Source organism: Brevibacterium sp. K72, assembly GCF_050562175.1.
GTDB classification, from domain to species: domain Bacteria; phylum Actinomycetota; class Actinomycetes; order Actinomycetales; family Brevibacteriaceae; genus Brevibacterium; species Brevibacterium casei.
In genome coordinates this window covers 729,728-742,449 of sequence record NZ_CP191582.1, presented here as the reverse complement: position 1 = coordinate 742,449, position 12,722 = coordinate 729,728, and the positions used below count along the sequence as shown (strand labels likewise).

Annotated in this window: 14 protein-coding genes; 5 read left to right on the top strand and 9 right to left on the bottom strand. The window is 68.2% G+C overall.

Annotated elements, in window-relative coordinates:
- Nucleotides 1–52 precede the first annotated feature (52 nt).
- Nucleotides 53–1,225: a M20 family metallopeptidase gene (locus ACQ1RG_RS03265; RefSeq protein ID WP_430600497.1), complete on the bottom strand. Its 1,173-nt coding sequence runs from the start codon at nt 1,223–1,225 to the stop codon at nt 53–55.
- 137 nt (nt 1,226–1,362) lie between these two features.
- Between ACQ1RG_RS03265 and ACQ1RG_RS03260 the strand changes: the two genes are divergently transcribed.
- Nucleotides 1,363–2,841: a glutamate-cysteine ligase family protein gene (locus ACQ1RG_RS03260; RefSeq protein ID WP_190247341.1), complete on the top strand. Its 1,479-nt coding sequence runs from the start codon at nt 1,363–1,365 to the stop codon at nt 2,839–2,841.
- 282 nt (nt 2,842–3,123) lie between these two features.
- Here the strand turns inward: ACQ1RG_RS03260 and ACQ1RG_RS03255 are convergent, their stop codons facing one another.
- On the bottom strand, nt 3,124–3,498 hold the full coding sequence (locus ACQ1RG_RS03255; RefSeq protein WP_009378663.1) for a cupin domain-containing protein: 375 nt from the start codon (nt 3,496–3,498) through the stop codon (nt 3,124–3,126).
- Nucleotides 3,499–3,679: 181 nt separating this feature from the next.
- On the opposite strand from ACQ1RG_RS03255, the gene ACQ1RG_RS03250 reads away from it, so the two are divergent.
- The gene (locus ACQ1RG_RS03250) at nt 3,680–4,888 is read left to right on the top strand and encodes a pyridoxal phosphate-dependent aminotransferase (protein ID WP_009378665.1); all 1,209 of its coding nucleotides are present in this window, start codon (nt 3,680–3,682) and stop codon (nt 4,886–4,888) included.
- 84 nt (nt 4,889–4,972) lie between these two features.
- On the opposite strand, the gene ACQ1RG_RS03245 is transcribed toward ACQ1RG_RS03250, so the two are convergent.
- The 3 genes from ACQ1RG_RS03245 to ACQ1RG_RS03235 are packed head-to-tail and all read right to left on the bottom strand — an operon-like array spanning nt 4,973 to nt 6,765.
- A complete protein-coding gene (locus ACQ1RG_RS03245; RefSeq protein ID WP_009378672.1) occupies nt 4,973–5,332 on the bottom strand; it encodes an ArsR/SmtB family transcription factor in 360 nt (119 codons plus the stop codon).
- A gap of 60 nt (nt 5,333–5,392) precedes the next feature.
- Complete coding sequence (locus ACQ1RG_RS03240; RefSeq protein WP_009378674.1) at nt 5,393–5,743, bottom strand: hypothetical protein; 351 nt, start codon at nt 5,741–5,743, stop codon at nt 5,393–5,395.
- The gene (locus tag ACQ1RG_RS03235; RefSeq protein ID WP_236586947.1) at nt 5,740–6,765 is read right to left on the bottom strand and encodes a DMT family transporter; all 1,026 of its coding nucleotides are present in this window, start codon (nt 6,763–6,765) and stop codon (nt 5,740–5,742) included. The genes ACQ1RG_RS03240 and ACQ1RG_RS03235 overlap by 4 nt, the downstream gene beginning before the upstream one ends.
- On the opposite strand from ACQ1RG_RS03235, the gene ACQ1RG_RS03230 reads away from it, so the two are divergent.
- Nucleotides 6,764–8,191 (top strand): PLP-dependent aminotransferase family protein, encoded by a 1,428-nt coding sequence (locus ACQ1RG_RS03230; protein ID WP_009378676.1) that lies wholly within the window; start codon nt 6,764–6,766, stop codon nt 8,189–8,191. The genes ACQ1RG_RS03235 and ACQ1RG_RS03230 overlap by 2 nt on opposite strands.
- On the opposite strand, the gene ACQ1RG_RS03225 is transcribed toward ACQ1RG_RS03230, so the two are convergent.
- From ACQ1RG_RS03225 to ACQ1RG_RS03215, 3 genes are all read right to left on the bottom strand, one after another.
- Nucleotides 8,155–8,829: a class I SAM-dependent methyltransferase gene (locus tag ACQ1RG_RS03225; RefSeq protein WP_236586948.1), complete on the bottom strand. Its 675-nt coding sequence runs from the start codon at nt 8,827–8,829 to the stop codon at nt 8,155–8,157. The genes ACQ1RG_RS03230 and ACQ1RG_RS03225 overlap by 37 nt on opposite strands.
- Nucleotides 8,830–9,024: 195 nt before the next feature.
- Nucleotides 9,025–10,005: an ABC transporter substrate-binding protein gene (locus ACQ1RG_RS03220; RefSeq protein WP_162909082.1), complete on the bottom strand. Its 981-nt coding sequence runs from the start codon at nt 10,003–10,005 to the stop codon at nt 9,025–9,027.
- A 19-nt stretch (nt 10,006–10,024) separates the two neighbouring features.
- Entirely contained in the window at nt 10,025–10,612 is a 588-nt protein-coding gene (locus ACQ1RG_RS03215) for a peptidoglycan-binding protein (protein ID WP_205772259.1), read from the bottom strand.
- A gap of 168 nt (nt 10,613–10,780) precedes the next feature.
- Here ACQ1RG_RS03215 and ACQ1RG_RS03210 point away from each other — a divergent pair, with 168 nt between their 5' ends.
- On the top strand, nt 10,781–10,996 hold the full coding sequence (locus ACQ1RG_RS03210; protein WP_009378682.1) for a hypothetical protein: 216 nt from the start codon (nt 10,781–10,783) through the stop codon (nt 10,994–10,996).
- 14 nt (nt 10,997–11,010) lie between these two features.
- Here ACQ1RG_RS03210 and ACQ1RG_RS03205 read toward each other — a convergent pair whose 3' ends face one another.
- On the bottom strand, nt 11,011–11,637 hold the full coding sequence (locus ACQ1RG_RS03205) for a GyrI-like domain-containing protein (protein ID WP_009378683.1): 627 nt from the start codon (nt 11,635–11,637) through the stop codon (nt 11,011–11,013).
- Between the two features lie 220 nt (nt 11,638–11,857).
- Here ACQ1RG_RS03205 and ACQ1RG_RS03200 point away from each other — a divergent pair, with 220 nt between their 5' ends.
- Complete coding sequence (locus tag ACQ1RG_RS03200) at nt 11,858–12,565, top strand: HEAT repeat domain-containing protein (RefSeq protein WP_051995552.1); 708 nt, start codon at nt 11,858–11,860, stop codon at nt 12,563–12,565.
- Nucleotides 12,566–12,722: the final 157 nt, after the last annotated feature.

Here is a 12,722-nt window from a genome sequence, read left to right as displayed (position 1 = left end):
TCCCACCGGCGCACACGAGCGACCAGCGGCGCTCATGAAGCGCGCGGGTCGCCTACTTCGCCAGCTGATCGGCGATGAGTGCTGCGAGCAGAGCGGTGCGCGGAGCGATCTCGGCGATGACCGCGTGCTCGTGTTCGGCGTGCGCACCGTCCCCGACCGCACCGAGGCCGTCGAGCGTGGGGATCCCGTCCCCGGCAGTGAAGTTCCCGTCCGAGGCGCCGCCCACCGCGACCCCGCGCGGGGCGGCGATCCCGAGCTCGGAGGCGAGCACGGTCGCTCGGTCGAAGAGTGCCGCCGACGCCTCGGGTTCGAAGGGCGGGCGGTTGATGCCGCCGATGACCTCGGTCGTCGACCCCTCGAGCGTCGGTTCGGCGGCGAGGGCGCGGATCGCCGAGTCGACGCGCTCGAGTTCGGCCGCGGTCCGGGCACGGACATCGACACTCACGCGCGCCTCGGCGGGGACGGTGTTCGAGGTCGTGCCGGCGGTGATCGTCGTCGGCACGACCGTCGTTCCGGCTTCGGCGTCGGAGAGGCCGGCGACGAGCGGCAGGGTGAGCGCGAGCGCCATGCCCGCGTTGACGCCCTTCTCGGGTTCGAGCCCGGCATGGGATGCCCGGCCCCGGAAGACGAGGGTGTAGATCCCGGTTCCCTTGCGTTCGAGTTTGAGCGCACCGTCGGCGCTCGCCTCCATGACGAAGACGGCATTCGCCTCGGCCGCCTCGGCGCGGATGAGATCGGAGGAGCTCACGGACCCGACCTCCTCATCACCGGTGATGAGGATCGACAGTCCTTCCAGCCTGCCCTCGCCGAGGCGGTCGGCGAGGATTGCGACCGCGTGGACGCTCATGATCGCCCCGGTGAGCATGTCGAAGCTGCCGGGACCGCGGACCACCCCGTTCTCGGTCGAGAAGGGGAGGCGTTCGATCGTCCCGTGGGGCCACACCGTGTCCTGATGATTGAGGAGGACGACGCGTGGCGGCCCGTCTCCGAAGCGCAGGCGCACATGGGTGACGCCGTCGACGGTGAGCAGCTCCGCCTCGGCGCCGAGGCGCTCACGGAGGAGGTCGGCGAAGTCGCTCGCCCCGCGGGCGACGGCGGCCTTGTCCGAGGACGGCGTTTCGACGCCGATGACGCGAGCGAGGTCGGCGAGCATCGCCGGGAGGCGCTCCTCGGAGTCGCGGACGAGGTCAGAGGGCTGAGTGGGCGAATTCACAGAGGTCGACATGTCGCCGATTCTACGGCTCGCGCGTGCGGGGCACCGCTTGCGTCCGCATCGCCATGGACGCGTGGGGGAAAGGTCGGCTGTGAGAAAGTCGGGACCTGGCCCCTCATAACTCCCGTCGTGTGTGGTTTGCTTGAGGCATGGGTGAGGCAGTGAGTTCGAAACGGTACACACCGGAAGAGCGGACCTTGTACCGCGAGAAGCTCGCGGAGAATCTCGAGCTCTTCGACACTTACCTCCGGCATGCCGAGTTCAAGTCGGCCGGCACGATCGGGCTCGAGCTCGAACTCAACCTCACCGACGAGGACAACCAGCCGAGCTTGCGCAATAAGGACGTCCTCGGCGACCTCGACGACGAGTACCAGTCCGAGATCGGCGGGTTCAACCTCGAACTCAACCACCCGGTCCTCCAGGTCGCCGGGCGCGGACTCAAGACCCTCGAAGCCGGGGTCGCCGATCGGCTCGCGAAGGCTCAGAGGGCCGCTGCCGACAAGGGGCTCAGAATCGCCTCGATCGGCACTCTTCCGACGCTGACGACGCAGTTCCTCAAAGAGGACCCGTGGATGACGGAGGAGAACCGCTACGAGGCTCTGTCGAACTCGGTCATCGACGCCCGCGGTGAGTTCGTCAAGATCGAACTCGACGGTCGCGAGACCTACCGGCAGGAGTTCGCCGACATCGCCCCCGAGTCCTCGTGCACGTCGATGCAGCTTCACCTCCAGGTCGCGCCGAACAAGTTCGCCGAGGCGTGGAACGCCTCCCAGGCGATCGCCGCCGCCCAGGTCGCGGTGAGCGCGAACTCGCCGCTCTTCGTCGGCCACAAGCTCTGGCACGAGTCGCGGATCCCGGTCTTCACCCAGTCGATCGACACCCGCACACCCGAACTCGTCACGCAGGGCGTGCGCCCGCGCGTGTGGTTCGGGGAGCGGTGGATCACGAGCGTCTTCGACCTCTTCGAGGAGAACGTCCGCTACTTCCCGCCCCTGCTGCCCGAGATCAAGGACTTCGTCGAGTTCAGCGACGCCGACGCCCCGAAGCTCTTCGAGCTCAATCTCCACAACGGCACCGTGTGGCGCTGGAACCGGCCGATCTACGATGCCGGTGACAACGGCGCGCACATCCGGGTGGAGAACCGGCTGCTGCCGGCGGGCCCCACGCCCGTCGACATGGTCGCCGACGCCGCCTTCTACTACGGGCTCGCCGAGTTCCTAGTCGGCGAGAACCGTCCCGTGTGGTCCCGAATGTCCTTCGCCGAGGCGGAGGAGAACTTCTTCGCGTGTGCGAAGGACGGGATCAGGGCCCGGGTGACGTGGCCGAAGATCGGGCACATCGCCGTCTCCGACCTCGTCATCGACGTCCTCATCCCGCAGGCCCGGCGCGGACTGCGACGGCTCAACATCGACAAGGACGTCATCGAGGAGTACATGTCGATCATCGAGGGCCGGGCCTCGGGCAGGGCGAACGGTGCGACGTGGCAGCTGCGCATGCTCGACCACCTCGCCCCGGGAAGCCGACCGGACTCGCCGGAGCGCCGTGAGGGGCTCAAAGCAATGATGGATGCCTACCTCGAGAACCAGGCGAGCGGCCGCCCTGTCCACACGTGGGACGTCCCTGCCTGAGTGCAGAGGCACGCCGGTCGGAGCGTCAGACAGCCGAATGATGGACGTTTTCGGCAGGTTTCTGCGTCGAAAACCTGCCCAGAACGACCAGGAGATTTCGGCGACACTGCTCTGCGCGCCGCTCGGCCAGCGCGGCGCCCGGCCCCGCTGGGCCCAGCCTGGCCTCCGACAGCCGACTTGAGGACGCGCGGTGTCGATTTCCGCGTGCCGAATCGACACTGCGCGTCCTCGACTCGCGCGTCAGCGCCGGTCGATGACCGCACACCCCTGCGCCGTAAGCCCCTACAGCCGCTCGACCTCGACGAAGATGACAGCGTCCTCGCCGTCAGGGTTCGACACCTCGTGCTCCGACCCAGCGGGACGGGTGTAGGAGACGCCGGCGTGCAGCTCGGCGGTGAGTTCTGTGCCGCCGGAGTTCCGCACGTGCATGGTGTCGGTGACCATAGGGACGACGACGTACTCGTGCTCGTGCCGGTGCATGGGGATGACGCCGCCGGGTTCGATCGTCCACCGGGTCACTCGGAAGATCCCGTTGTCGAGCTGCACCTCGCCGGTCGCCCCGGTGTCGCCGGCGCCACTGCCAGCCCCGGTGTCGCCCGCGCCGCCGACGCCCCCGACCGCACGGCTCGTCTCCGCTCCTGTGCTCTCCGTGCTCATCGTCCCTGCTCCTTCGCCGTCGAAGTCGTGTCGTCGTGTGCGGTGGGTCGTGCCCATCCGCCCTCACCCTAAGCCCCGCCGGCACACGACAGCTAGCATGTGCACTATGCGAAACCCGCACGTCGGCTGCGACTGCGGGCACGCCGAGAGCTCAACCGCCACCCGAGGAAGGGAGCCGACGATGACCGTCGATGACACCCGCAGCCTGCACGCCTCCGACCGGGCGGGTCTCGTCCGTCCGTTCGCGGCGATGAACATCGTCGGCAAGGTCCAGGCGATGCAGCGGGCCGGTCGGGACGCGATCGCGATGTGCCTCGGCGAGCCGACCCAGGGTGCGCCGTCTCCGGTCAAGCGTCGCGCCGCCGAGATCCTCACCGACGGGACCAATCTCGGCTACTCCGCGGTCTTCGGCATCCCCGAACTCCGTGAGGCGATCGCCTCCCACTACCGCGACTGGTACGGCGTCGACATCCCCATCGACCGCATCCAGGTCACCACCGGTTCCTCGGGTGCCTTCCAGACGGTGTTCCTCACCTGCTTCGACGTCGGCGACCGGGTGGCCGTCGCCCGACCCGGGTACGGTGCGTACAAGAACATCCTCGCCGCCCTCGGCGCCGACATCGTCGAACTCGACTGCGGGGCCGAGCACGGCTTCCAGCCGACGATCGACCTCCTCGAGCAGGCGCACGCCGAGGCCCCGCTCAAGGGCCTCATGCTCGCATCCCCGGCGAATCCGACGGGGACGATGATCGGGGCCGACCACCTCGGCGAGCTCATCTCCTGGTGCCGCGACCACGGGGTGCAGGTGATCTCGGACGAGATCTACCACGGCATCAGCTACATCGGCACCCGCGGGGAGACCGCGCTCGCCCACGACGACGAAGCCATCGTCATCTCGTCGTTCTCGAAGTACTGGGCGATGACGGGGTGGCGGCTGGGGTGGGCGATCCTGCCCGAGCGGTTGACGACGGCCGCCCGCAACGTCACCGGCAACCTCGCCCTCTGCGCGCCCGTGCCCGCCCAGTACGCCGCGGTCGCCGCGTTTGACCCGGAGTCCTACGCCGAATGCGAAGCGAACGTCGCGTCCTTCGCCCACGCCCGCGACCACGTCCTTGACGCGACCGCGGAGCTCGGGTTCACCGACATGGCCCCGCCCGACGGTGCGTTCTACATGTATGCGCGCATCGATGACATCCTCGAGCGCTCGGGCGGCCGATTCGCCACGGCCACGCAGTGGTGCGAGGACCTCCTCGAGGCGACCGGAGTCGCCTTCGCGCCCGGTGACGACTTCGATTCCGTGGACGGCTGGCGATCCGTGCGACTGTCCCTGGCCGTGGGAGCCGATCGCACCGCCGAGGCGCTCGACCGGGTGCTCGACCACGTGAAGTGAGGTGTCCGCCGCCGCGGGGTCGGCCCGGTAGCGTGCGCGCGTCGCTCGCCCCAGGTGGGATCACCCGTGCGCAGGGTCAGCGCGTCAGTGCTCGTGACCCTCGACGGTGTGCGCGAGCGCGTCGAGGATGATGTGGGCGACGTGGTCGTCCTTGAGCGAGTAGTACGCTTCCCGGCCGATCCGGTTGACCCCGACGAGGTGGAGACCGCGGAGGAACTTCAGATGCTGGGACACGAGCGGCTGGGACAGCCCCGTCGAATCGACGATGTGCGTGACCGTCGCCTCGCCGTGGGCGAGGACGAGGAGCATCTTCAGCCGCGACGGAGTCGCGAGGGCCTTGAAGAGGTCGGCTGTCTCGGAGATGGCGTCGAGATTGTCCTCGGGATTGCGCAGCAGCTGTTCGACGGCGGCGTTGACCGGGACGGATTCTGGAGAGTCAGCCATGGATAGAGATTACCGGAACAGGCTTCGCGCTCGGCAAATCGTCCGGACCGTCACGTCGCCCTAACCGTCGGTGCCGTCCGGGTAGGGACCGTCGGCGTTCGGCCCGTCAGCGCCGGGTCCGTCAGCACTGGGTCCATCCGGCCAGGGTCCGTCCGCGCAGGGGCCGCTCCGGTCGGTGTCGGCGGTGGCGCCCGGCAGCGTCGCCGTCCCGGTGACCGGTGCACCGTCGCCGGTGCGCAGCGTCGACAGCGGCCCCGCCGAGGCGATGGCCCGCCACCCGCGCGCCCACGTCGTCACAGCGATCACCCGGTCGAGACAGCGCAGGGGCAGCCGGTCGTGCGGCGGGCAGACGAGGCGACCCACGGCGAAGACGACGAGAGCGAACGCGAGGAGAAGAATGAGGGCGATCATGGCCGCAGCCTCGTGCGCATGGTCGCCGCGGCGCTGACGACGACCGCGCCACCGCAGACGATGGTCAGCCAGTCGAGGCGCTCCCCGAGGAGGAGGGAGGCCCACGCGATCGACATGACCGGCTGGGTGAGCTGCACCTGCGAGACTTGCGCCATCGGGCCGATCCCCAGACCGCGGTACCAGGCGAGGAAGCCGAGGAACATGCTGACGATACCGAGGTAGGCGAACGACGCCCACTCGGCGGTGGTCCCCGACGGGGGTGCAGCCGAGACCGCGACGACTGTGAGGGCGATAGTCACCGGGGCGGAGAGGACGAGTGCCCACGAGATCGTCTGCCATGACCCGATCTCGCGGGAGAGCACCCCGCCCTCCGCGTACCCGACCGCTGCGGCCACGACCGCGCCGAAGAGGAGGAGGTCGGCCGGCTGGAGTCCGCCGAACGCGGTGCCCTGGACAGAGGCGAAGACGATGGCGAGGACCGCACTGAGCCCGACCATGACCCAGAACCACAGGCCGGGACGCTCCTTGGTGCGGACCACGGCGGCCGCGGCCGTAGCCGCGGGCAGGAGCGCGATGACCACCGCGCCGTGGCTGGCCGGGGTCTGGCTGAGGGCGTAGGAGGTGAGCAGTGGGAACCCGAGGACCACCCCGCCGGCGACGACGAGCAGTCGCAGGCACTGGAGACCGGTGGGACGGCGCACACCGAGTGATGAGGCGGGACGCGGACTCGACCGTGCGGGCCTGCGCCCGCGCAGCCACACGACGAGGAGGAGCAGCGCGGCGAGGACGGAGGCGACCGTCGCGCGTCCGACACCGATGAAGAGAGGCAGCATCGTCCCTGATTCGGCGGCGATGCGTGTGAAGGGCACCGTGAAGGAGAACGCGGTGACGCCGAGGAGCCCCCACCACAGGCCGCTGCTGCCACCGGAATTCAGGTCGCCGCTGTCCCTGGGAGATCGGGACGCCCCACCCTGTTGTAGCGGTTGGCGGCTGTTGATGATAGCGCTATTATCGGTACTCATGCACCACGATAGCAGTTCGCGGATCGCCACGGAACTCTCCCAGTGGATAGCCACCGCGCCCGACGGCGCGCGACTGCCGTCCTCGCGCGCGCTCGTCAAGCAGTACGGAGCTTCGCCGGTGACCGTGCAGAAGGCGCTCGCGAGCCTGGCGCTGCGCGGTCTCGTCGAATCCCGCCCGGGTGTGGGGACGTTCGTGAGGCGCGAGAAGACACTGGCCTCGCCGGACCTCAGCTGGCAGACGGGCACCCTCGGCCCCCGGGAGTACCTGCCCGGGCCCATGGCCGCGCCGCTGCGGGAAGCAGGCAACGACGAGTTCGCCCTCTATGACGGCTATCCCGAACCTGGTCTGCTTCCACGCGAGCTGGTCCGTGCGGCGCTTGGTCGGGCGGCGCGCTCGGAGGATGCGCTGCGCCGGGCTCCGTTGGCGGGTCTGCCCGACCTCCAGGCGTGGTTCGCCGCCGAGGTCTCCGACACGGGTGCCACCTCACCGCCGGTCGCCTCCGATGCCACCGTCGTCCCCGGCAGTCAGACGGGGCTGAGTTCGATCCTTCGCGCGATCGTCGGCCCTGGGCAGCCGCTCATCGTCGAGTCGCCGACCTATTGGGGCCTCATCTCCGCCGCCGAGCGCACCGGGGTGACCCTCGTGCCTGTGCCGACGGGTCCGGTCGGCCCCGACCCGGCCGTCCTCGCCGAGGCGATCGACCGCACCGGTGCCACCGCGTTCTACGCACAGCCGAACTTCACCAACCCGACCGGGGTGCAGTGGTCACCGGACCTGCGGGCACAGGTCCTCGAGGTCGTGCGATCGCGCAGGGCTTTCCTCATCGAAGACGACTGGGCGCACGACTTCGGTATCGATGCGGGCTCGGTGCCGATGATCGGCGACGACGCCGACGGACACATCGTCTACGTGCGGTCGCTGACGAAGTCCGTCTCCCCGGCTGTGCGCGTGGCCGCCGTCATCGCCCGTGGACCTGCGCGGGACCGGATCCGTGCCGACGTGCGGGCCGAATCGATGTACGTCAGCCCGATCCTCCAGGCCGCGGCCCTCGACGTCATCACCCGCCCGGCCTGGCGCACCCATGTGCGCGCGCTGGGGCGCCACCTCGGCGACCGGAGGGATTCCCTGCTCGCGGCGATCCGCGCGGAAGTGCCGAAGCTCACCGTTGACAGCGTCCCCCAGGGTGGCCTCAACCTCTGGGGGCGACTTCCGGAGGGCACGGATGTCCGTTCATTGGTCGCCGAGGCGGCTGCTCGGGGTGTCTTCATCACCGGCGGTGATGAGCTCTTTCCCACCGAGGCGCCGGCTCCGCACGTCAGACTCAACTTCGCCGGCCCGAATCCGACCGGTTACCGCGAGGCGATGCGCCGCCTCGGCGAGGTGATCGATCAGGGTTTGTCGACGACGAAGAGTTCCGTTCGATAGGGCACTTGGAGGGTCTCGTCCTCGGCAAAGTTTCCGGCAAGTGAGCGGACATCGTCGAGGAAGCGCTCACCTTTCGCGCTGACAGCTCGCTGAGCTTGTGTCGAACTGGCCGACATGCCGACGAAGTCGTCAACTGACATGGTCCTGTCCCAGTCGGAGACGGACACGGTGACGTGAGCCGGATCGGTGTCGAATCCCGTTGCAAGCTCAGCCGCGATGTCGATGTCTCGGTACCCCCGCGTGTACCCCGGGCTGTTCTCTTCGAGAAGTGACTCGTATGCGTCAAGGAATTCGCTTGATGTGTGATTGCGATTGTTCTGAATGATCGCGACTCTGCCTCCGGGTCGCAGAGTCGTTCGCGCGGCGCGAAGGAACGCCGGTCGATCGAACCATTGGTAGGCCTGTGCCGCCATGACGACATCAAGGGCGCTCAGCGTCGGCAGAATGTCCTCACCCCGTCCCTGTAACCACGTCACATCAGGGAACTTGAGCCGACCGGATTCGATCATGTCCGTCGACGGCTCGACGGCAAAAACCTCGGGATCGACGAGGGCCGGCAGCGCCCATTCCAAGGCGATGCCGGATCCGGCACCGACGTCAGCGACGCGAACTCCCTCTGTCCGGTTGGTGAAGACCACCTCGGCGAGTTCGGACGGATACCGCGGACGGTACCGGTCATAGTCACTGGCGAGGCCGTCGAACTTCGCGCCCTCGGACATGCTGCTCCTTCGCTGATCGGCGTGCAATGCTCCCAACTTCGAACATTACCTGGCGTTCAGCGAGAAGAGCGGCCCAAGAAGTCGGCCGAATTCGGTCGACTCGGTGAGCCGCCCTCAGGCCTCGCCCTGCTCTGCCTTGCCGATGGCGTCGGGAAGCTCGTCGAGCAGCCACGGGTAGCTCAGCGGCGAGAGGTTCGTCAGAGCCGCGAACTCGTCCTCGCTGAGGACGGCGTAGTGCTTGCCGCGGATGACCTTGACCTCGCGGTAGAACGGGTCGGCGAGGTCGGACTCGTCGAGCAGCCCCTTGCCCGTGTCCGGGAAGTGGATGAGGAGGACATCGGCGTCGAGGTCGTCGACCTTCGCCTTCTTCACCGAGTGCTCCTCCGCCGAGTACGACGCTGCCTCGGGGGCGGGGAGGAGACCGAGTCCGCTGAAGAAGCTGTCGTCGCTGCCGTCATAGGAGAGGTAGTCGATCGACGATTTCTGCACATCGGCGACCGTGTACGTCGTGTCCTCGAACTCGAGATGCCGACCGGCGATGTCCTCGGCCTCGGTGGTGATGTCGCCGACGACCTGCTTGGCCTCGTCGGCTGCGTCGAGGGCGGTGGCCACCGCTGCCGTCCGGTCCGTCCAGGTCGCGTCGGGTGCCGCGGCGACGACGGGCGCGATCTCGGAGAGGTCGTTGAAATGGTCGCCCGCGTCCTCGAGCCCGGTGGCGAGGATGACATCGGGCTCGGCCTGCGTGATCGCGGCGATGTCAGGGCCGTCGGTGCCGTCGTAGGTCTGCGGCGCCTCGGCGCCTGAGTCGTCGAGCGCGGACTGCGCCCACGGGCTGAACTCGTCATCGCCGTCGGCTGCCGGGGCGATGACCGGTTCGGCACCGAGCGCGAGCGCGATGTCGAGGTCGGTCGGACTGGCCACCGCGATCTTCGTCGGTGCGTCCTCGATCGTCGTCGTCCCGTAGGGCGAGTCGATCGTCTGCGGGAAGGGACCGTCGGCCGCTCCGGCGGAGGACGGGAGCACGGAGCAGCCGCCGAGTCCGATGACCGCGGCGGCTGAGAGGGCAGTGATGGGGAGGGGGCTGGCGAACTTCACCAGGGAAGTGTAGCGCCTGTCAGTGGAGCGCTTCCACGTCGTCCTGGCTGCCGATGAGATCGTCGGCGAGCGACTCCCACTGCCCGTACGCGTTCGGATACGCCGAACGCTGCACGGCCTGAGCGGCTTCCGTCGGAGTCATCGAATCCCAGTTCTCGATCTGATTAAGCCCGGGATTCTCGATCTCGGGATTGATGCCGTAGAAGGACTTCGTCGCGAACACCGGGTCGGTGAGTTCGGACGGATCGCCCCATCCCTGCGAGGGGCGCTGCTGGAACAGGCCGACGGAATCCCGGTCGCCGTGGGAGATGTTGCGCAGCGAGGACTCCTGGAGCGCGGTCATGAGCGCGATCCGGATCGCTTCGTCGTCGAATCCGCCGCCGCGTCCGACGGCGATGATGAGGCGGGCGTTGTCGATCTGCTGCTGGTTGAGCTGGTTCACCGAGGCCATCTGCATCTGCCTGATCGTCGTCGAGCCGAAGGACACGGGCGAATTGAGGATGACGACCGCACCGATCGCCAGTGCTGCGACCGCTGCCCCGAGACCGATCAGGGCACCGACGAGCACGGACCGGGGTCCCCTGCGGTGTCGTGTCTGTCGAGGCATGAATATAACGATAATGCAACAAACTTAAGGGTCAATGTGACCACGCCATGCTTTTTGTCACAGAACGATCACGGCGCGGTGGGAGCCGGGCTGACCGGGCACCCGGTGTTGCCGAACTGCCACGCGGCAGCGGCGCCGGAGTCGGAGTTCTCGCCGTAGGCTCTGGACATGCCCTACGGTCGTCGTCTCACTCCGCTTGCCCGCCTCCTCGTCGCTGGGGTCGCGTTCGTCGTCATGCTCATCGTCGTCGCCGTCGTGTTCTTTGTCGTCGTCGTGTCCACGGGGGTGAACTCCGGCGCCGAGGTGAACAACCCTCCGGCATCGGTGCAGACGGTGCAGCCTTCGCCGAGCGCGGTGACCGGAGGCTGGACGAGCGGAGACTGAGCTTCCTCCGCGCCTCACCGAGGCTGCACCGGTTCCACGGGCTGCCGGAGGATCGTCCGCATCCTCTCCGGTGCCGTCCGGCGGGAGTCGCTGAGGTAGATCTCGTGGTGGCGCCCCGTCCAGACGTATCCCGATTCGGGGATGACGGACTCGTGCATGTGCGCGAGCACCTCGGCCTCGGCGTCGAAGGGTCCGATGTGGAGGGTCTGGATGACGGTTCCCTCGACCAGGGTCTCGAACCGGACGTCACTGAGACGCGGGGGATCGGCTTTGGCGGCGACCGCCTCGGCGGCCCGGGTGACGTGGGATCCGTCGAGCCACTCGGGGACGGCGAGCATGAGGGTGAAGTCCCAGTCGGCCTTGTTGCGGGCCGTCGTGAAGGAGCTCATGTCCTCGGCCCACCACAGGCCTTCGAGGGGTGGGACGACGTAGTCGCGCTCGAGTTCCCGTTTGCTGAGGAACTTCAGCGTGTAGGCGAGCGGATAGAGAGATGCGACCGCCGAGGTGAACTCCGGCGAGGTGTTGGGATCGCCGTGGCCGTCGATCATGAGGTAGTTCATCGGCGGAACGTCGACCGTCGAGAACGCCCCTCGCTTGGCTCGGTAGCCGGGGAGGGTCTTCTTGAGATCGATCTTGTCCACGGGTTCTCTCCTCAGCCGTGTCCTGGTCGATGCGGGGGGTCGGGTCGCCTGTTCTGTGTCCCCGCGGGTTCACGGTGTCCGCGGGGGTCCACGGTGTCCGCTCGGGCGACGGGGTGCCGCTGAGTCCGAGTGTAGACCGACTCGGAGCCGAGTTCCCCCGCCGTCCTTGACCTTGACACGCTGTCAAGGTCTTCACTGGGAGGTGAAGGAGGCGGAAGCCATGACAGAGAACCATCCGCAGGACGGACGTGCGGGAGCATCGCTTGAGACAGGAGTACAGGATGTGGCCCGCGCTCTGCGGCTGGGCAGTGCGCAGCAGCGACTGCAGGCCGCGATGACGATCGGAACGCACGCCGACCCCGACCACCTCGACGTCCTGATCGAACGCAGCCGGACGGAACCGGACTTCTTCGTCCGCGACATGCTCACCTGGGCGCTCACCCGATTGCCTGCCGACCTCGTCGTGCCCCGCCTCCTCGCCGAGCTCGAGTCCGATTCCGTTCAGGCCCAGAGCCAGGCCCTGCATTCGCTGTCGAAGATCGGGGATCCGCGTGGCTGGGTCGCCCTCGACCCGTCCGTGTCGGGTCTGCGGTTCATCGCCCATGCCGACGCCGAGGCGGCCCGCAGTGCGTGGAGGGCCGCGGTTCGTCTGGTGCCGGGAGACCGACACCGAGATCTTGCATCGTCCCTGGTCACGCAGCTGGGGCGAGGTGACGTCGAGATGCAGAAGAGCCTCAGCCGGGCACTCGTCGCCCTCGGCGACGAAGTCGTGTCAGTGGTCGATGGCAGGGTGGGGGCAGAGGAAGAAACAGTGCGGACACACGCTCTGGCGACAGTGGCGATGTTCCATGACCCCGACGCCGGCTTCGCCCACGCCATGGACGAGGCCAAGCGGGTGGTCGCACTGGGGTCCGAGGCATCGGCCTGAACCGGTTTTGGGAAGGGTCGGTCGGATGCGTGTGGTGGTCGAGAGGGGCAAGCTCGACCACCGTGGCGCATGGCCGATGCCTCGGACTCCTTCCTCCGAACCGTCGGGCACAGGACTCTGACCGTCGTGGCCCAGCGAGTAGAGTGCTGTGTGCTCT

Bases quoted from the DNA above. Each gene is read 5' to 3' on its own strand.
- ACQ1RG_RS03235 (WP_236586947.1), bottom strand. From the start codon at position 6,765: ATGAGTACCGATAATAGCGCTATCATCAACAGCCGCCAACCGCTACAA.
- ACQ1RG_RS03250 (WP_009378665.1), top strand. From the start codon at position 3,680: ATGACCGTCGATGACACCCGCAGCCTGCACGCCTCCGACCGGGCGGGT.
- ACQ1RG_RS03230 (WP_009378676.1), top strand. From the start codon at position 6,764: ATGCACCACGATAGCAGTTCGCGGATCGCCACGGAACTCTCCCAGTGG.
- ACQ1RG_RS03200 (WP_051995552.1), top strand. From the start codon at position 11,858: ATGACAGAGAACCATCCGCAGGACGGACGTGCGGGAGCATCGCTTGAG.
- ACQ1RG_RS03255 (WP_009378663.1), bottom strand. From the start codon at position 3,498: ATGAGCACGGAGAGCACAGGAGCGGAGACGAGCCGTGCGGTCGGGGGC.
- ACQ1RG_RS03260 (WP_190247341.1), top strand. From the start codon at position 1,363: ATGGGTGAGGCAGTGAGTTCGAAACGGTACACACCGGAAGAGCGGACC.
- ACQ1RG_RS03245 (WP_009378672.1), bottom strand. From the start codon at position 5,332: ATGGCTGACTCTCCAGAATCCGTCCCGGTCAACGCCGCCGTCGAACAG.
- ACQ1RG_RS03210 (WP_009378682.1), top strand. From the start codon at position 10,781: ATGCCCTACGGTCGTCGTCTCACTCCGCTTGCCCGCCTCCTCGTCGCT.
- ACQ1RG_RS03215 (WP_205772259.1), bottom strand. From the start codon at position 10,612: ATGCCTCGACAGACACGACACCGCAGGGGACCCCGGTCCGTGCTCGTC.
- ACQ1RG_RS03240 (WP_009378674.1), bottom strand. From the start codon at position 5,743: ATGATCGCCCTCATTCTTCTCCTCGCGTTCGCTCTCGTCGTCTTCGCC.
- ACQ1RG_RS03265 (WP_430600497.1), bottom strand. From the start codon at position 1,225: ATGTCGACCTCTGTGAATTCGCCCACTCAGCCCTCTGACCTCGTCCGC.